Genomic DNA, 17,111 nt, shown 5'->3' on the forward strand with positions numbered 1-17,111 from the left:
CGGATCAGACAATATTTTGCCGATCGCATCCAATACGGCGATTTAAGATGCCGCGACGTTCCGCGGAACCGACGCGCCCATCGCCTCCACAAGGATCGATCGCAGCCCGGCCGGGTCCAACGGCACCGGATTCCCGCCCGCACAGGGATCTTTCGCGCCCATCTCGCACACCCGGTCCACGGCGATATCGGTCAACCCCATATCGGCCAAGGTGTTCGGAATGGACAATTCGCGCCGCAAGTCTTCGATCCAGTCGACGACGCCATCCGCCGTGTGTGACGGCAGGTCCAGGAACCGGGCCAGAACCGACAGTTTCCCTTCGATCACCGGCATATTGAAGCGCAGGACATAGGGCATCAGAACCGCATTCAGCAGGCCGTGATGCACGTCGTAAAGCGCGCCCAACGGATGGGCCAGGGCATGGATCGCACCCAACCCCTTCTGCAAGGCAACCCCACCCATACCGGACGCGACCAACATCTGGCCACGGGCTTCCAAGTCGGCACTATTCGCCACCGCGACCGGCAGCCAGTCCTTGACGATCCGCATCGCGTTCAGGGCAACGCCTTCCGCCATCGGATGGAAACCGGGCGCGCTGTACCCTTCCAGCGCATGGGACAGGGCGTCCATACCGGTCGCCGCCGTCACATGCGGCGGCAGGCCAACCGTCAGTTCCGGGTCCATGACGACGAGGTCCGGCATCATACGCGGGTGAAAAACGATAACCTTCCGCTGTTCGCCTTCATGGGTGATGACGGAAGACCGGCCGAATTCGGACCCCGTTCCCGCCGTTGTCGAAAGCGCGATCAGCGGCACGGGGTCGGTCATCGACGCGCGTTTCCAGTTGTCGCCGATATCTTCCAGGTCCCACATCGGGATGGTCTGCCGGGCCATCAGCGCGATGGCCTTCGCCGCGTCCAACGCACTGCCGCCGCCGATGGCGACGATGCAGTCATGCCGACCGTCGAAAAACACGCGGACGCCGTCGTCGACATTGGTCCCGGTCGGGTTCGGCTTCACATTCCAGTACAAATCGGCAGCAAGTCCCCCCGCCTTCAGCACCTCCAGCGCCCGTTGGACCGGAAACAGGTCCTTCATACCCGCATCTGTGACGACCAGGGGCCGCTTGCGCTTCAGGTCGCGGACCATATCGGCCAATTCGCCGATCCGGCCCTTGCCGAAACGGACGGGGGTCGGGAAGCTCCAATTGCTCGCGGTGCTCTGGGGTACGCTCGTCATGTTGGGGTCCTTGATTGTCTTACGCGGTTGGAACGGCGGCGGATTGGCGCTTCAACGCGCGCCGCCGCATGAATTCGGCAAACGCGACCAGCAGCAATGCCGGAACGAGGTTCAGGGTGGCCAGCGCCGGGTAGATCGGCGACGAGCCGACGGCGATCCCGCTATAGACGAAGATCGGCAATGTCCGCGCCGTCCCGGCTAGGGAATAAGAAACGTAGAAGTTCCCCCAGGACAGCAGGAAGGCGAAAATCGCGGCGGAAAAGATACCCGGCCACAGCAGCGGCAGCGTGATTTCCCGAAACACCTGCCATCCATTGGCCCCGGCGTCGCGGGCCGCATCCTCCAGCGTGTCGTCGAAACCGAAGACCTGCACCGCCACGATCACCAGCGCGAAGGGCGTGATATAGACGATATGCCCGATGATGACGGTAACCAGCCCGGTGGAGAAGTTCAGCCAATTCCCCAGCACGGAGAACCACAGCAACATGACGACGCCAAGCAGCAATTGCGGAAACAGCAACGGCGCAAAGGTCACGACCTGGAAGGCCCGTTGCAGTCGGAAGCGATAGCGAATCCAGGCGACCGCCCCAGCCGTACCCAGCGCCGTGGCGAAGACGGTCGATACCGCGGCGACGGCGGCGGAGTTGGTCACGGCGGGCAGGAAGTCCGGCTTGGCCAGCAATTCGCCGTACCATTCGAAGGAAAACCCTTCCATCGGCAGGGACAGGACACGGCTGGACGAGAAGGAAAACGCCACCAGCGTCGCGATCGGCGCATAGAAGAACAACAGCAGCAGCACGATGCTGCCGATCAGCATCGTATCGACCAGGGCGCCTTTGAAACGATCGGACATCATGCGGCGCCCCCTTTGGTCGCTTTCCGGCGCAACGTGAAGAAACCGAACGCCGCCAGCGTCAGCGCACCGATGACGATCAGCACGATGGTCAGCGCCGCCCCTAGCGGCCAGTTCACCCGCGTTTCGAAGCTCTGTCGGATCAGTTCCGACGCCATCGGGGATGTGCCGCCGCCGAGAACACGCGGTTCCAGAAACGCGCCGAGGCTCAAGACGAAAACCAGCACCGCGCCGGAATACAGGCCCGGTTTGGACAAGGGCAGCGTCACCTCGAAGAAGGTCCGCAAGCGCGACGCCCCGGCATCGTAGGATGCCAGGATCAGATCCCGGTCGATCCGCATCAGCGACAAATAAATCGTGAACATCGGATAGACCGCGAGGTTATACAGCATCCCGATCATCGTTGCCGTCGGCGTATAGAGCAGGTTCAACGTTTCCGGCGGGAAACCGACCTTCGCCAGCAGCCAGTTCAGGACGCCGTTGTTATCCAAGACCAAAATCCAGCCGAAGGTCTTCAACACCGCATCCGTCAGGAAGGCAAAGATGATCAATATCTGGATTTGCGTGCTGTAGGTCTTAAGCCGCGTCGCCAGTGCATAGGCACAGGGATAGGCGATCAGCACCGACAGCACGACGCAGATCAGCGCCATACTGACCGTGCGCAGCATGATCGTCCAATAGTGCGGTTTGGAAAAAATCTCCGTCCAAATGGTCAGATCCCAGGTCCAGGCCAGCCGGTAGTACTGCGTGGTCTGGAAGGTCAGCACCGTCGTCATGACCAGCGGGATGACGAAGAAGAACAGCATGACCGCCGCCAGGGGCGTAACCGATCCGATCAGAACCGGGTCCGTCCAGGATTTCCGTTCGATCTTCATGGTCACTCCGACAGCAGGAAGGCGCGGGACGGATCGAAAGCGACACGCACTGCCTGCCCCACTTCCGCGGGCAGCACGATGGATCCCGGCAGATCCATGACCAGCGGCGCATCAAGACCGGAGACGCGGATACGGTATTGGGTCGACGATCCCTTGATGAAGAATTCATCGACCATACCGTTCAGAACCCACAGCCCCGGTTCGGGGTCGCCCGTCACGAAACGGATGGTTTCCGGACGGACCAGCAGGGCCGGCCCCTTGTCCGTCAAATCGGGGGAAATATGATCGGCCGGCATGTCGGTCGGTTGGCCTTCGACCAGCGGGGACGACACGGTGGCCGCATCGCCCTTCCGCGCCACATCGACCGGCAGGAAATTGGTTTCGCCGATGAAGCCCGCGACGAACATATTGGCGGGGCGATAGTAGATATCGGTGGGCGTGCCGATCTGGACGACATTGCCGCCGCGCATCACACAGATGCGATCCGCCAGCATCATCGCCTCTTCCAGGTCATGGGTGACGAGAACGAAGCTGGTGCCGATTTCACGGTGCAGCTTCTTCAATTCCGCCTGTAGCGATTTCTTCAGCTTCGCGTCCAGCGCGCTCATCGGTTCGTCCAGCAGCAGCACGCTGGGCTGGGAGACCAGGGCGCGGGCCAGCGCGACGCGCTGTTGCTCCCCGCCCGACAATTGCGCCGGGAACCGGTCCAGATATTCCGGCTTCAGATGCATCAGATCCAACATGGCGCGCACACGTTCCTTGACGGTCGGCGCATCCACTTTCTGAAGCTTCAGGGGAAACCCGATATTGTCGGCGACGCTTTTATGCGGAAACAGCGCCAGTTTCTGAAAGACCATGCGGGTCGGGCGGGCCGCCGCCGGAACGCCGCGCATGTCCTTGCCCTGGATTTTCAACCCCCCGTCGGTCGGATCTTCGAATCCTGCGAGAATTTTCAACAATGTGGTCTTGCCGCAGCCTGACGGTCCGACAAGCGCCACGAATTCCCCCGCACCGACCTGCAGGGAAACCCCGTGCAACGCGCGGTTGGCCCCGTAATCCTTCACAATATCGACGGCATCAATGATCGGTGTGGGCAAGCTGAAAAATCCTCAAATTCCAATGAACGACAACGGGTGGGTCCGCCGGAAAGACGGACCCACCCCTGTTTCGGCCGGACCGCTTAGCGCGCGGCCAATTCCTCCTGCCAGATCGCCAGCATATCATCGATATTCGGCGCGACGGTATGGAACTGACTGTTGTCCCAGGCGGTCCACATGTAATCCATCTGCAGGGCCGATTTCTCCGCGTCGGAGAACAGGGCTTCGGCCTTCTGGTTCGGAACCAGGTTGCAGGTGGCGTCCGTGATCGCCAATTCCTTGGCGACGGCCGGGGACACAATGTATTTCAGGAAGTCCGCGGCGACCTTGGAGTCCTTGCCGTTGTCGATCAGGCCGGTGGCTTCCATCCAGATGATGCCCTGCTTCAACCCGTCCTTCGGATCCGGCACGATCGACTGGATATAGTCGTGGCCCTTCAGGCGCAGCGAGGACGTGCAGTAGGTACCGCCGCCGATCAGCGCCCGGAACGATCCGTCCAGCAGGCCTTTCTGCGCGACGGCAAGGTCGCCGACGATGGCGCGGGTATTCTTGAACGCCGCGCGCAGGACCGTGCGGACTTCGTCCAGGGCCGCCTGGTCGAGTTCTTCATACGGGTTGATCCCGGCATAGAGGACCAGCGGCATGATCGGCCAATCGCCCCAATCCAGCAGGCAGATTTTGTCCTTATAGGCCGCGTCGAAAACCGGCGCGTAGCTGGACCAGGTTTCCAGCTTGTCGAATTTCGTGTTCACCGTCGGACCGACCCAGCCCCAACGCGTCGGCAGGCCCGTCGCCTTGCCGTCGAACTGCAGCGGTTCGAACGGTGCGCGGAACTGCGGATAGAAATCCGAATATTGCTTGGCGAAGTCGTTATCGTCGATGAAGCGGCAGAAGCCCGCCGGGCCCATGCGCTGAATCCACGGGCTGTCCGACGAGACGAGATCGAATTCGCGATACGCACCGGCTGCCAGCTTGGCGAAGCCGCCGGCGGAGTCGGTGATCAGATCGATGGAGACCGTCGCGTCGTTGCGCTTCTGGAACGGCTCCAGAATCGACGGCGCGTTATACCCTTCCCAGCACATGTAGTTCAGGCTTTCGGACGCGAAGGCCCCTTGAGGGAATCCCCCGGCCGCCGCCGCGATACCCAGACCACCCATGCCTTTCAGCATCGTGCGGCGGTTCAATTCGCCCATGACAGGGCCATTACCTGCAATTCGCTTTGTCATTTTACGTTCCTTTCGTTCTTCACGCGATAAGGCACGGATCAGACGACCCCCAGGTACCGCCTTATCTCCCATTCACTCACCTGTTTCTGATATTCAGCGAATTCGACGTCGCGGCTTTCTGTGAAGCTGTCGACGAAGTCGTCACCGAAAATGTCGCGCGCAACCGAACTCTCCCGCAGCCGGGCAGAGGCTTCGTGCAGATCCCGCGGAAAGACCGCGTCGGGTTTCGGTGTCGTGGCATAGAAATCCTCGCCGCTGCCGGGCGACGGTTCCATGCCGTTACGGATGCCGTGCAAGCCGGCCCCGATCAAAAGCGCCAGCGCCAGATAGGGATTGGTATCGGCGGACGGCACGCGGAATTCGACACGGGTCGATTCCGGCGCGTCGTTGATGACGCGAACGGCGGCGGTGCGGTTCTGCACGCCCCAATTCGACGCGGTCGGGGCCCAGGCCCCTGGCACCAGACGCTTATAGGCATTCACCGTGGACGAACACATGGCCAGCAGTTCCGGCATCAGCGCCGTCAAACCGCCGATAAAATGGCGGGCGGTCTCGCTCAATCCATCCGGCGCCGACGGGTCGGCGAACACCGGATTGCCGGATTTGTCGCGCAGGGAAACATGCAGATGCCCCGACTGCCCCGACAGATTCGGCGACAGCTTGGACATGAAACTGACCGTCTTGCCGTGGCGCGCGAAATAGGCGCGGGCGAAGTTCTTGAACAACATCGCATCGTCCGGCGCCTTCATCCCCTTCGCATAGGTCAGCGGCGCCTCGAAGCAGCCCGGCCCCAGTTCCGTATGGATGGCGTCCAGCGCGATGCCCATCGTGGACATCGTATCGTCCAACCCTTGGAGGAGATCGCCGTGAAGCGCGGAGGTGCCGAGCGAATAGGTGCGGTTCCCCTGCGCGAAATGGGTCAAGTCGCGGTATTGCTTGGCGCGCAGGCTTTCCGCCGTTTCGTCGAAAACGAAGAATTCGAATTCAAAGGCGGAAAAAACGTCGAACCCCATATCCGCCGCCTTGTCCATCTGCGCCTGACAGACATTGCGCGGCGACCGACGCCCGAAATCGCCCGTGAAATCGGCGAGGCACAGGGCCGTATCCTCGGCGAAGGGATAGGCGCGCACCGTATCGGCATGCAGCGTGGCCGGCCGGTCGACGAAAGATCCGTCGCGGAAGGTCTTTTCGGCGATGTCCCAGAAATATAGAACTTCGCAGAACAGATAACCGTTCTTGGCCAGTTTCACCGCCTTGTCGGCGGAAACGAGCTTGTCGCGGAATTCGCCTTCCGGGTCGACCATGCCGATATGGACGGAACGGGCCCCGGTTTCCTGGAGTTTTTGTTCAAAGAGGGAAGAAGGATCGCTTATCTTGGACATATCTTTTTTCTCGGTGTTTGATAAAGCCTAGGCCCGTCGCGAATGCACCGAAATATCCCGATCGTGATATTTTACGGTTCTGTGTCACCGAAGCGGCGGGCGGGAGAAGGTGATCGTTGGATAAACTGTTTGGCGCTTGGAATGCTGCGGCTGCAGCGGCCTTCAACGCTCTGGGGACGGATGATTTTCCGGAGAAGGTGGAAGCGGCGCTGCGCACCATCCTGGATTTCGACATCCTGATGGTCTTCGGCTATTGCGGCGCGGAAAGACCGATCGGCTGTTACCACAACATGGAGCCCAACCGATCGAAGACGGTGATCGACGCCTATGCCTCCGGCCCCTATCTGTTGGACCCGTTCTATAGCGCGGCGATGGATTTGAAGGTCTCCGGCGTCCGCCGCCTGAAGACCATGGCCCCCGACCATTTTTACAGTTCGGAATATTACAAACATCACTATGTCCTGACCGGCATCCGGGACGAGGTCGGGATCGTCTGCCGCCCGCGCAACTGGACCGGCGTCGTCATCAGCCTGACGCGCCCGGTCAGCGCCCCCGTCTTCGGACGACGGGACCTGACGGCGATCCGCGACGTGGAACCGCTACTGCGCCTGATGGCGGAAAATCATTGGGGCCGCGACGAGTACGGCCCCGGTGCACCCAGCGGCGCGGAACGGCGGCAGGACCCGATCAACGAGACGCTGAACCGCATGAGCTTCGGCATCCTGACGCCGCGGGAAATCGAGATCACCTCCCTGATCCTGCGCGGCCATTCGAATGTATCGATTGCGGACAGCCTCAGCATCTCGCCCGGCACGGTGAAAATTCACCGCAAGAACATCCATCAGAAGCTGGAAATTTCCAATCAGTCGGAACTGTTCGCGATGTTCATTCGCGAATTGTCGACCTCGGCGGCGGCTTAGAAACCGGACATTCTGAACGTTAGCTGTGCTTGCTCCCAGTGCTCAACGCATTGGACACCGCGTCGGTCGTTCCCTGAATATGCGCGCCGATCACGGTGACGGCCTTTTCGATATCGCGGTCCAACGCAGCCTCGAACAGCGCGCGGTGTTCCAGGCTGATATCGCGGGTTCGCACCGTGCGCACGCGCGACAGTCGGCGATAGCGTTCATGCTGATCGAAGACTTGGCGGCGCAGACGGAACAGCCAGGGTGAATCGCAGGCCGCGACCAGCGCGACATGGAATTGCTTGTTGCGCCTTTCCCATTCGGCCAGATCGTCGATGCCCTGATTGATCTTGCGTTCAATACTTTCCAACCGGTGAAAGGCGGCAATGACATCCGCTTCCCAAGCATCGTCCCCGTTGGCGATGGAAATGCGCAGGGCTTCGGCCTCCAGCATCTTCCGGACATGGCCGACATCCCGCGCGTCGGCGACCGACATCGGCACGACCTCGCAGCCACGCTGCCCTTCCAGCCGGACCAGATGGTCGCTGGACAGGCGGGCCAGCGCCTCCCGAATCGGTGCCGCGCCCAAACCGTAGCGTTGCCGCAGCATTTCGATTTTCAGCTTCAGACCGGGGGCAAGGTCCCCTGAAATGATGTCGTCGCGCAGCAGGCGATAGGCACGCTCCGCGATTGTGCGTTCCGGTGCTTCCGGACCGGGATCGACCATAATCGTCGTCATATTCCACCGAACCTTGTTATGCGGCTGTCTTAACAGTCTTCGTCAAAAATATCGAGATTTTTAAAAATATCGATATTTTTATTGACCCATGAACATTTTCGATTTTTTATCCGGAGCAACAAAGAGAAGACAATCTGGAGGAAACGGTTCGTGGCGGGGCAATCACAGCCGTCCGATTCCATCGCGCAGCCCCATCGAGGGGCCGCTGTGGAAACAGGATTCTTAAGGGCGGCAAGCGACCGGGTGGTTTGGCTTGAAAAGCGGATTGCAGGTGCGTTCGTCGCGGCGATCTTCTGCCTGCTGATCGCGAATGTCGTCACCCGTATGTTGAGCATCCCCGTCATCTGGATCGACGAACTGGCCGTTCATTTCATGATCGTCGGCGCATTCTTCGGTGCTTCCATCGCCATCCGAGAACGCGAACATATCGCCGTGACCCTGTTGCGCGACGCCTTGCGCGGCCCGGGCCGAACCGTGTTGGTCGTCGGCGTGGACCTGATGGTGATCCTGTTCATCGGCGCCCTCGCCGTGATCCTGTGGCGCTGGTTCGATCCGCTGGGCATTTTGGCGGCGGAAAGCCGGGCGGCCTATGCCGCCGCGACCTTCAATTTCCTGTATGACGAACCGACGACGACGATCGGCATCCGCAAGGTCTGGTTCTGGCTGGTCCTACCGGTCTTCTGTTCAACCGCGCTGTTGCACGCCAGTGCCAATCTGACGGGCACGCTGTGCGCCGTTCGGGAGGATGCGTGATGGCAGTCGCCGGTTGGTTCTTCGCCTTTCTGATCGTCGGGTTGCCCATCGCCCTGGTATTGGCCGCCACGGCCATGGTTTTCATCGTCGTCAGCGGCAATACGGTCCTGTTCCAATCCTATGCCCAGCAACTGTATGGCGGATTGGAAAACTACGGCCTGTTGGCCCTGCCTTTATTCATCCTGCTGGGCGAATTCATGAATGCGGGCGGGATCGGGCGACGCCTGATGGCCATGGCCTTGGCCATGCTGGGATCGGTGCGCGGCGGCCTCGCCTATGTGAACCTGATCGCAAATATGGTCATGGCGTCCATCCTGGGGACCGCCGTCGCGCAAATCACGATCATGTCCAAGATCGCCGTGCCGGAAATGGAAAAGGCGGGCTATCCCCGTGATCTGTCCGTCGCGATCACGGCGGCGGGCGGGCTGTTGGCCCCTATCGTACCGCCGTCGATGCTGTTCATCATCTTCGGCGTGATCGCGCAAATGCCCATCGGCGACTTGTTCATTTCGGGAATCCTGCCGGGCGTGATGCTGTTCACGTCCTTCCTGGCAGCCATCGCCTTGCTGGGCCGAATTCACGGTTTCCCGAAGACCGATCCGTTGCCGTTCCGGGAGCGGTTGAAACCCGTGCTGGACGCCCTGCCCGCCGTCGCCATTCCGGCAACGATCATCGGCACCATCCTGGGCGGCATCGCCACCCCGACGGAAGCCGCGGCCATCGCCACGCTGGCCGCCGTCTTGATCGGCCTGTTCGTCTATAAGGAAATGACCGTCCGCGATCTGTTCCCGGCCTGCATGAGCGCCGCGCGCAGTTCCGCCGTCGTCCTGTTCCTGATCGCGGCGGCGCAGGTCTTCAGTTGGGTCATCACCTTCGAAAACCTGCCCGCCCTGGTCGCGGCTTGGTTGGAACAACTGACCACATCGCCGATCCTGTTCCTTTTGATGCTGAACCTGATCCTGCTCGGACTCGGCACCGTGACCGATCCGATCCCGGCGATCATTCTGGTCGTGCCGGTGCTGCTGCCGGTCGCAACCGACGTCTACCATATCGACCCGTTCCAGTTCGGCGTCATCGTCTGCCTTAACCTGACGCTGGGATTGCTGACCCCGCCGGTCGGCACCGGCCTGTTCACCGCCGCGCTGATGGGGCAGGTCCGGGCCGAACGGATCGCCCGCCTGTTGATCCCGTTCTTCCTGTCTTCCGTGGCCGTTCTGGTGCTGCTGGCCTTCTTCCCGATCCTGACGACCGGTCTGAAGGATTGGCTGGGATGACTTTGACGGGCTTCCATATCCTCGTCCTCGGTGGTGGGACGATCGGCGCCGGATGGGCCGCGGGCTTCGCCGGGGCGGGTGCGCGCGTCAGCGTCGTCGACCCGAACCCGGACAGCGCGGAAATGATCGCCGGGCTGTTCGACAAGGCCGTGCCGATCATACGCGACCTGGGAACCTGTGTTTCCGACCCGATCGCACCGGTGCATTGCCTGTCCCTGGACGCGGTGAATGGCCCCATCGACTTCGTGCAGGAAGCCTTGCCCGAACGCCTGCCTCTGAAACGGGATAGCCTTTGCGCCGTCGAAGACCACGTTTCCGACGATGTCGTGATCGCGTCCAGTTCGTCCGGCTATACGGCCAGTGAAATCCAGGACGGGTTGCGCCGTCCGCAACGCGTGGTCATCGGTCATCCGTGCAATCCGCCCTATCTGATGCCCGTCGTCGAACTGGGGGGCGGCAAGCAGACCACGCCGGATTTCCTGAGCGCCGCCCAAACCGTCTACGAGGCGGCGGGCAAGACGGTCCTGCGCGTGAACAAGGAACTGCCGGGCCATCTGGTCAACCGCTTGCAGGCCGCGCTGTGGCGCGAGGCGGTGCATATGGCGACACTCGGCGTTGCCTCCGTCGCCGATATCGAACGCGCGGTGACACAGGGCCTGGGCCCGCGTTGGTCCGTCGTCGGACCGACGACCATTTTCGATCTGGCAGGCGGCGACGGCGGTTTGGCGAAATTCTTCGACGATCTGGGCGACGAGGTCGACCGATGGTGGGACTCGCTGGGAACGCCGCGCCTGACCCCTGAAAATCGTGCCCTCCTGGTGGAGGGAATGAAGGCCGCCAGAGACGGCCGAACGAGCGCCGAAATCGCCGCAAGACGCGATCGGCTGGTACCCCGCGTCATGGGCGCGGTGCAACAGGATCCGACAAACGAAACAGTCGATACTTCCAAGGGAGGAATAGAGAATGTCCAAGATAACCAAACTTTTCGGGGCGGTCGCCGTTGGGACGCTGACGACGGTACTATCCCTGCAGACGGCCACCGCCGATGACTATCGCGTCGGCCTGATCACACCGCCGCCGCATAAATGGACCGTCACCGCGAATGAGGTCGCGGCGGAGGTCAAGGACAAGACCGGCGACAGCGTCAACATGCTGATCTTCCCCAGCGGTCAGTTGGGGAACGAGGCCGCCATGCTGCAACAGCTGCAGACCGGCGCCCTGGATTTTGCCTTCCTGACACTGGGCGAATTTGCGAACCGCGATGACAATTACGGCATTTTCCTGGCCCCCTATATCGTCAAGGACGTGGCCGGTGCCCGGACGCTTTTGAAAGGGTCGACCGCCACGGAACTATTGGACGGGGTCAGCAAGTTCGGCGTCGTCGGCCTGGGCTACGGCATGGCCGGGATGCGGCAGATCGTGATGCGCGACAAGGTCGAAACCGTCGCCGACCTGGCGGGCAAGAAGGTCCGCACCATCCCGTTCAAGCCGGAACTCGACTTCTGGACCAAGATCGGCGCGACGCCGACCCCGATGCCCCTGCCTGCGCTGTATGACGCCTTCGCCAACGGTCAGGTCGACGGCATGCAGATCGATTTCGAAGGCACCTGGAACACGAAATACTACGACCATGCGGGCGCGATCGTCGAATCCAACCACATGATGTTCCCGATGATCGCCGTCGCGTCGGCCCGCCGCTGGGCCGCCATGTCGGAAGACGACCGCGCTGTCGTCACGGAAGTCGTGAAACGGCACCTGGACGAATTGGTGCATTCCTACGCCGCGATCGATGCGGACTATCTGGCGAAATTGAAGACGACGTCGGTCCCGGTGGTTACCATCGACCGCAACTTCTTCGGTTCCGCGATTGACGACTGGTATGCCGAATGGCGCGAACGCGCGCCGATGCTGAAGAAGCTCGAAGCGGAAGCAGCCGGTCTGTAAGCCCTGCACTTGCCGGTTCCGGTGGTGATGCCGGAACCGGCAACGGCCGGGGAATGGGAGGAAAGACGGTGACAATACAGTATCGCGACTTGCGCTATATCCGGATCGCATCCAAGGACACGCCGTCCATGGGCGCCTTCCTGCACGATACGATCGGACTTCAGGCCGCTGGGGAAAGCGACGGACGGCAATATTTCCGGTCCGATCATCGCGCCTATTCGGTCTGCATCGATCCGTCATCAGGAGAGGATGCCGTCGCCCTGACCGTCGGCACCAAGGCCGACCTTGCCAACGCCGCCGACCGGCTGACGAAGGCGAATGTCACCGTCATCGAACTGGATGAAACCGCCTGCGCCGCGCGTCAGATCAAGGCGGGCATCGCCTGCCGCGCGCCGAATGGCGTTACCGTCGAAATCGTCTGGCGTCCGCTGCATTCCGGTTGGCGCTATCACGGGCCACGCGATGCAGGCATCGTCGATCTGCTGGCCGTATCGCTGACCTCCACCGATATCGCGGCGGATGAGGCTTTCTGGACGGATGCCGTCGGTCTGACCGTTTCCGATTGGGCGGGCGACGCCTGCTATCTGCGGCTGGATGACAAACATCACCGCATCGCGATTTACCCGTCAAAGACGGATGGTTTGTTCGGCATCGAATTCGAAGTCGAAGAGCTGAACAACGTCATGCAGGGTTATTACTATTTTCAGGGTCATCAGATCCCTGTCGTTCAGGGACCGGGGAAGGAACCCGTTTCCGACAAGATATTCGTCACCGCGCGCGGTCCGCGCGGGATTCTGTTCACCTATGGCGCGGATATGGCGCAGGGCGATGCCGTAACGACGCGCATCCCCCGCCAATACCCGGCCGCCCCGGCCTCCTTCTGCGCCTGGGGATCACCGACGGACCAGCCCGAATTCCTGGGCACCCGGACGTAAGGGAGGATTGGATATGATCGATCTCAAAGACGTCGTCTATTGCCGGTTGGGCACTGCCGATCTGGAGGAAGCCGAAAGCTTCGCCGTCGGCATTCTGGGCCTGGAAGTGTCGGAACGCCGCAAGGACGCGATCCATTTCAAATCCGACATCCGCGATCACACGCTGTGCTATTTCGAAGGCGACCCGGAAGATCAGGTAACGGCGTTCGAGGTCGGCAGCGCCGCCGACCTGCAGGCCGCCGCCAACACGCTGGACACCTTGAGCATGGATGTCGAACAAGGCAGCGCCGCCGAATGCGAGGCGCGCCATGTCCGCGACTTCATCCGCTTCAAGGACCCGACCGGAAACCGCATCGAACTGGTCGTCCGCCCGACGCAATCCAGTCGCCGCTATCACGGTACCCGAGACGCCGGGATCACCGGGTTCAGCCATGTCGGCCTGTGCACGACCGACCCGGCCCGGGACGAGGAATTCTGGACCACCGTGTGCAACGCGCGGGTATCCGACCGGATCGGTGACGCGCCGCTGATGCGGCTGGGGGCGATCCATCACACGATCGCGCTGTTCCCGTTCCACAAACCGGGGATCCAGCACATCAACCATCAGGTGGAAACCGCCGACGACATTCAACGGTCCTGGAATTTCCTGAAGGAACGGCAGGTCAACATCACCTTCGGTCCCGGCCGCCATCCGACGTCGTCGGCGAAGTTCCTGTATTTCAGCGGCCCGAACGGACTGACCTTCGAATATTCGTCCGGCGTGCGGGAAATCCATGACGAGCCGGGCTGGCATAACCGTCAGTTCCCCTTCGAACCGACCGGCTTCTGCCAATGGGGATCGCGTCCGAATATCGCGGCCTTCAAGGATTGATGCGGATGAGCGATAGCGTAACCGAAAGCACGCTGACCCGGACGGTCCGTATCGCCGCGCGCGCGCTGGGGCGGCACGGTCTTGTCCATGCCTATGGCCATTGTTCCGCACGATTGGATGCGGATAGTTTCCTGGTCTGCCCGGCCAAGCCCATGGGTCTGACGGACGTTGGAGAGGCGTGCACCCGCGTGCCGGTACACGGTCCCCTGCCCGATGGCGTGTTGGGCGAAGTTCGCCTGCACCAGCATCTGTACCGGACCCGGCCGGAAGCGGGCGGCGTCGTGCGGTTCATGTCGCCGCAGATGATGGCGCTGGCGGCCCTTGGCCGTGTCCCTGCCATGCGCAACGGTTTCGGCACTTATTTCAAGCCGGGCGCCGGTTTGTGGAACGACCCGCAACTGATCCGCGACGATGAAAAGGCACAGGGCGTCATCGCCGCCATGGGACAATCCGCCGGGGTTATGATGCGCGGCAACGGCGCGGTGACAGCGGGCGACAGTTTGGAAGAAGCCGTCGTGCTGGCCTGGTATCTGGAAGATGCCTGCCGCATCGAATTGGAGGCCCTGCGTACCGGACTGGCCGACAGCGCGCCGGTGATTTCCCAGGCGGAGGCGGAGCAACGCGCAACCAAGGCCGGACAGATTTTCGAGCGAATGTGGACTTACCTGACCGACGGCGACCCGGAGGTTTCCCGAAAGGATTCCTAGACGCTTTCCTGACCGGGATCGATTTTCAGACAGAGAGGATGTTGTGGTGAACAGGGTACAGAACTTCATCGACGGGCAATTCGTCGATGGCAGCGAACCGGATTTCGAAAACCGCTTCCCGGCGACGGGAGAGGTCGTATCCGCCGTTTCCTGCGCGGGGCAGGACGAGGTCGACCGCGCGGTTCGCGCCGCGAAGAAGGCCTTGACCGGCCCATGGGGTAAAATGTCGGTGGCCGAACGGATCGCCCTTCTGCGCAAACTCGCGGACGGTATTCAGGCGCGGTTCGACGAATTCCTATCCGCCGAAATCAAGGACACCGGCAAGCCGATTTCCATCGCCAGCCATATCGACATCCCGCGCGGTGCGGCCAATTTCAACGTCTTCGCGGATCAGATCGCCACGGTGTCGACCGAAACGTTTCAGATGGCGACGCCCGACGGCAACGGGGCACTGAATTACGCCCTGCGCATGCCGCGCGGCGTCATTGGCGTCGTCTGCCCCTGGAACCTGCCGCTATTGCTGATGACCTGGAAGGTCGCCCCGGCGCTGGCCTGCGGCAATACCGTGGTCGTCAAACCGTCGGAAGAAACGCCGACCACCGCGACCCTGCTGGGCGAGGTGATGAATGCCGTCGGTATCCCGCACGGCGTCTATAACGTCGTGCACGGTTTCGGCGGCGGCAGCACCGGCGAATTCCTGACCAGCCACCCGGATGTCGACGCGATAACCTTCACCGGCGAGACGGTGACGGGAGAAGCGATCATGGCCGCGGCGTCGAACGGAGTACGTCCCGTGTCGCTGGAACTGGGCGGCAAGAACCCGGCTGTCGTGTTCGACGATGCCGATATCGACGCGACGCTGGAAGGTCTGGGCCGGTCCTGTTTCGCCAATACGGGTCAGGTCTGCCTGGGTACCGAACGGGTTTATGTCCAGCGCGGCATCTTTGATGAATTGGTCGAGAAACTGGGCGCGAAGGCGAAAGCCTATAAATTCGGCGACCCATTCGACAAGGCAACCGGTATGGGACCGCTGATCAGCGCGGAACATCGCCGCAAGGTGCTGGGTTTCTATGACAAGGCGCGGGCCGACGGGGCGACGATCGTCGCGGGCGGCGGCGTCCCCGATGTCGACGGCTTTCCCGGCGGCTATTGGGTGGAGCCCACGGTCTGGACCGGGCTGTCCGCGGATTCCGCCGTCGTGACGGACGAAATCTTCGGCCCCTGCACCCATCTGATGCCCTTCGATGACGAGGACGAAGCCGTCGCCCTCGCGAATGCCAGCCCCTATGGCCTTGCCGCGTCGATCTGGACGACGAATCTGACCCGCGCGCATCGCGTGGCGGCGCAGGTCGATTCCGGGATCACCTGGGTGAACTGCTGGTTCCTGCGAGATCTGCGCACCCCGTTCGGCGGGTCGAAGCGATCCGGCATCGGCCGTGAAGGCGGCATCCATTCTCTCGAATTCTACACGGAACTGCGCAACGTCTGCATCAAGCTGTAACGACGGCGCCGGAGGACAAATCCATGCTTACCGAAGAACAACGCACGGCCGCGGTCGCGTCCCTGCTGAAATCCCACGAAACGAAGATCCAGGGCGAGCGCCCGTCGGAGATGTTTCCCGATATCGAAATCGAGGACAGCTACGCCATTTCCTCCATGGTCGCGGACAAGTTCGTCGCCGACGGGCGCAAGGTCATCGGCCACAAGATCGGCCTGACTTCCAAGGCCATGCAGGCGGCGTCCAAGATCGACGAGCCGGATTACGGTTACATCTTCGACGATTTGCTGCTGGACGACGGCGCCTGTGTGCCGTTCGAAAACTTCTGCGTGCCGCGCGTTGAACCGGAATTGACCTTCATCCTGAAGGAACCGCTAAAAGGCCCCAATGTCGGGCTGGTCGATGTCCTGCGCGCCACGGAATGGGTCGTCCCGTCCATCGAAATCATCGACGCGCGCGTCACCGAACCGCGCCGGATTTTCGATACCGTGGCCGATAACGGCGCGGCGGCGGGGCTGGTTTTGGGCGGCCGTCCGGTCCGGCCGGAAGATGTCGATCTGCGCTGGGTCGGCGCGATCTTCTATCGCAATTCTGGGATTGAGGAGACAGGTCTTGCCGCGGGCGTCCTGGGTCATCCGGCCATGGCCGTCGCCTGGCTGGCCAACAAATTGGCGCCGTTCGACGTGACATTGGAGCCGGGCCATATGATGCTGTCCGGGTCGTTTACCCGGCCTGTCTGGGCCAAGAAGGGCGATACCCTTCACGCCGATTTCGGACCGCTGGGCAGCGTCGCCGTTCAATTCGTGTGAGGCA

General features: G+C 61.8%; 17 protein-coding genes. 10 read left to right on the forward strand and 7 right to left on the reverse strand.

The features are described from left to right. Window positions 1-42: 42 nt before the first annotated feature. The 6 genes from HH303_RS02670 to HH303_RS02695 all read right to left on the reverse strand — a co-directional run bounded on the left by HH303_RS02670 (window position 43) and on the right by HH303_RS02695 (window position 6,672). Entirely contained in the window at window positions 43-1,239 is a 1,197-nt protein-coding gene (locus HH303_RS02670; RefSeq protein ID WP_169623649.1) for an iron-containing alcohol dehydrogenase, read from the reverse strand. 19 nt (window positions 1,240-1,258) lie between these two features. Beyond that, window positions 1,259-2,095 (reverse strand): ABC transporter permease, encoded by an 837-nt coding sequence (locus HH303_RS02675; RefSeq protein ID WP_169623650.1) that lies wholly within the window; start codon window positions 2,093-2,095, stop codon window positions 1,259-1,261. Further along, the gene (locus tag HH303_RS02680) at window positions 2,092-2,967 is read right to left on the reverse strand and encodes an ABC transporter permease (RefSeq protein WP_169623651.1); all 876 of its coding nucleotides are present in this window, start codon (window positions 2,965-2,967) and stop codon (window positions 2,092-2,094) included. The genes HH303_RS02675 and HH303_RS02680 overlap by 4 nt, the downstream gene beginning before the upstream one ends. 2 nt (window positions 2,968-2,969) lie before the next feature. After that, entirely contained in the window at window positions 2,970-4,064 is a 1,095-nt protein-coding gene (locus tag HH303_RS02685; RefSeq protein ID WP_169623652.1) for an ABC transporter ATP-binding protein, read from the reverse strand. An 83-nt stretch (window positions 4,065-4,147) separates the two neighbouring features. Continuing rightward, window positions 4,148-5,290: an ABC transporter substrate-binding protein gene (locus HH303_RS02690; RefSeq protein ID WP_169623653.1), complete on the reverse strand. Its 1,143-nt coding sequence runs from the start codon at window positions 5,288-5,290 to the stop codon at window positions 4,148-4,150. Between the two features lie 38 nt (window positions 5,291-5,328). Beyond that, the gene (locus HH303_RS02695) at window positions 5,329-6,672 is read right to left on the reverse strand and encodes a glutamine synthetase family protein (RefSeq protein WP_169623654.1); all 1,344 of its coding nucleotides are present in this window, start codon (window positions 6,670-6,672) and stop codon (window positions 5,329-5,331) included. Window positions 6,673-6,788: 116 nt separating this feature from the next. Between HH303_RS02695 and HH303_RS02700 the strand changes: the two genes are divergently transcribed. Next, window positions 6,789-7,592, forward strand: a complete 804-nt coding sequence (locus HH303_RS02700; protein ID WP_169623655.1) for a response regulator transcription factor — start codon at window positions 6,789-6,791, stop codon at window positions 7,590-7,592. A 19-nt stretch (window positions 7,593-7,611) separates the two neighbouring features. On the opposite strand, the gene HH303_RS02705 is transcribed toward HH303_RS02700, so the two are convergent. Then, complete coding sequence (locus HH303_RS02705; protein ID WP_169623656.1) at window positions 7,612-8,316, reverse strand: GntR family transcriptional regulator; 705 nt, start codon at window positions 8,314-8,316, stop codon at window positions 7,612-7,614. A 150-nt stretch (window positions 8,317-8,466) separates the two neighbouring features. On the opposite strand from HH303_RS02705, the gene HH303_RS02710 reads away from it, so the two are divergent. The 9 genes from HH303_RS02710 to HH303_RS02750 all read left to right on the forward strand — a co-directional run bounded on the left by HH303_RS02710 (window position 8,467) and on the right by HH303_RS02750 (window position 17,107). Then, the gene (locus tag HH303_RS02710; protein WP_319637289.1) at window positions 8,467-9,069 is read left to right on the forward strand and encodes a TRAP transporter small permease; all 603 of its coding nucleotides are present in this window, start codon (window positions 8,467-8,469) and stop codon (window positions 9,067-9,069) included. Continuing rightward, window positions 9,069-10,343, forward strand: a complete 1,275-nt coding sequence (locus tag HH303_RS02715) for a TRAP transporter large permease (protein ID WP_169623657.1) — start codon at window positions 9,069-9,071, stop codon at window positions 10,341-10,343. The genes HH303_RS02710 and HH303_RS02715 overlap by 1 nt, the downstream gene beginning before the upstream one ends. Next, window positions 10,340-11,392 (forward strand): 3-hydroxyacyl-CoA dehydrogenase NAD-binding domain-containing protein, encoded by a 1,053-nt coding sequence (locus tag HH303_RS02720; RefSeq protein ID WP_169623658.1) that lies wholly within the window; start codon window positions 10,340-10,342, stop codon window positions 11,390-11,392. The genes HH303_RS02715 and HH303_RS02720 overlap by 4 nt, the downstream gene beginning before the upstream one ends. Continuing rightward, on the forward strand, window positions 11,307-12,287 hold the full coding sequence (locus HH303_RS02725; protein ID WP_169623659.1) for a TRAP transporter substrate-binding protein: 981 nt from the start codon (window positions 11,307-11,309) through the stop codon (window positions 12,285-12,287). The genes HH303_RS02720 and HH303_RS02725 overlap by 86 nt, the downstream gene beginning before the upstream one ends. Window positions 12,288-12,355: 68 nt before the next feature. Then, window positions 12,356-13,222 (forward strand): VOC family protein, encoded by an 867-nt coding sequence (locus tag HH303_RS02730; protein ID WP_169623660.1) that lies wholly within the window; start codon window positions 12,356-12,358, stop codon window positions 13,220-13,222. Between the two features lie 13 nt (window positions 13,223-13,235). Then, window positions 13,236-14,093, forward strand: coding sequence for a VOC family protein (locus HH303_RS02735; RefSeq protein ID WP_169623661.1), 858 nt, complete (start codon window positions 13,236-13,238; stop codon window positions 14,091-14,093). A 5-nt stretch (window positions 14,094-14,098) separates the two neighbouring features. Next, complete coding sequence (locus tag HH303_RS02740; RefSeq protein ID WP_169623662.1) at window positions 14,099-14,800, forward strand: class II aldolase/adducin family protein; 702 nt, start codon at window positions 14,099-14,101, stop codon at window positions 14,798-14,800. 46 nt (window positions 14,801-14,846) lie between these two features. Continuing rightward, window positions 14,847-16,301 (forward strand): 2-hydroxymuconic semialdehyde dehydrogenase, encoded by a 1,455-nt coding sequence (locus HH303_RS02745; protein ID WP_169623663.1) that lies wholly within the window; start codon window positions 14,847-14,849, stop codon window positions 16,299-16,301. 23 nt (window positions 16,302-16,324) lie between these two features. Beyond that, window positions 16,325-17,107, forward strand: coding sequence for an FAA hydrolase family protein (locus HH303_RS02750; RefSeq protein ID WP_169623664.1), 783 nt, complete (start codon window positions 16,325-16,327; stop codon window positions 17,105-17,107). The last annotated feature ends 4 nt before the right edge of the window (window positions 17,108-17,111 follow it).

It is taken from the genome of Pacificispira spongiicola (assembly GCF_012926505.1).
In the GTDB taxonomy this organism is placed as follows: domain Bacteria; phylum Pseudomonadota; class Alphaproteobacteria; order UBA8366; family Aestuariispiraceae; genus Pacificispira; species Pacificispira spongiicola.

Coding starts and splice junctions, on each gene's coding strand:
- HH303_RS02750 (WP_169623664.1), top strand. CDS start 16,325: ATGCTTACCGAAGAACAACGCACGGCCGCGGTCGCGTCCCTGCTGAAA.
- HH303_RS02705 (WP_169623656.1), bottom strand. CDS start 8,316: ATGACGACGATTATGGTCGATCCCGGTCCGGAAGCACCGGAACGCACA.
- HH303_RS02690 (WP_169623653.1), bottom strand. CDS start 5,290: ATGACAAAGCGAATTGCAGGTAATGGCCCTGTCATGGGCGAATTGAAC.
- HH303_RS02695 (WP_169623654.1), bottom strand. CDS start 6,672: ATGTCCAAGATAAGCGATCCTTCTTCCCTCTTTGAACAAAAACTCCAG.
- HH303_RS02735 (WP_169623661.1), top strand. CDS start 13,236: ATGATCGATCTCAAAGACGTCGTCTATTGCCGGTTGGGCACTGCCGAT.
- HH303_RS02720 (WP_169623658.1), top strand. CDS start 10,340: ATGACTTTGACGGGCTTCCATATCCTCGTCCTCGGTGGTGGGACGATC.
- HH303_RS02715 (WP_169623657.1), top strand. CDS start 9,069: ATGGCAGTCGCCGGTTGGTTCTTCGCCTTTCTGATCGTCGGGTTGCCC.
- HH303_RS02670 (WP_169623649.1), bottom strand. CDS start 1,239: ATGACGAGCGTACCCCAGAGCACCGCGAGCAATTGGAGCTTCCCGACC.
- HH303_RS02675 (WP_169623650.1), bottom strand. CDS start 2,095: ATGATGTCCGATCGTTTCAAAGGCGCCCTGGTCGATACGATGCTGATC.
- HH303_RS02680 (WP_169623651.1), bottom strand. CDS start 2,967: ATGAAGATCGAACGGAAATCCTGGACGGACCCGGTTCTGATCGGATCG.
- HH303_RS02725 (WP_169623659.1), top strand. CDS start 11,307: ATGTCCAAGATAACCAAACTTTTCGGGGCGGTCGCCGTTGGGACGCTG.
- HH303_RS02740 (WP_169623662.1), top strand. CDS start 14,099: ATGAGCGATAGCGTAACCGAAAGCACGCTGACCCGGACGGTCCGTATC.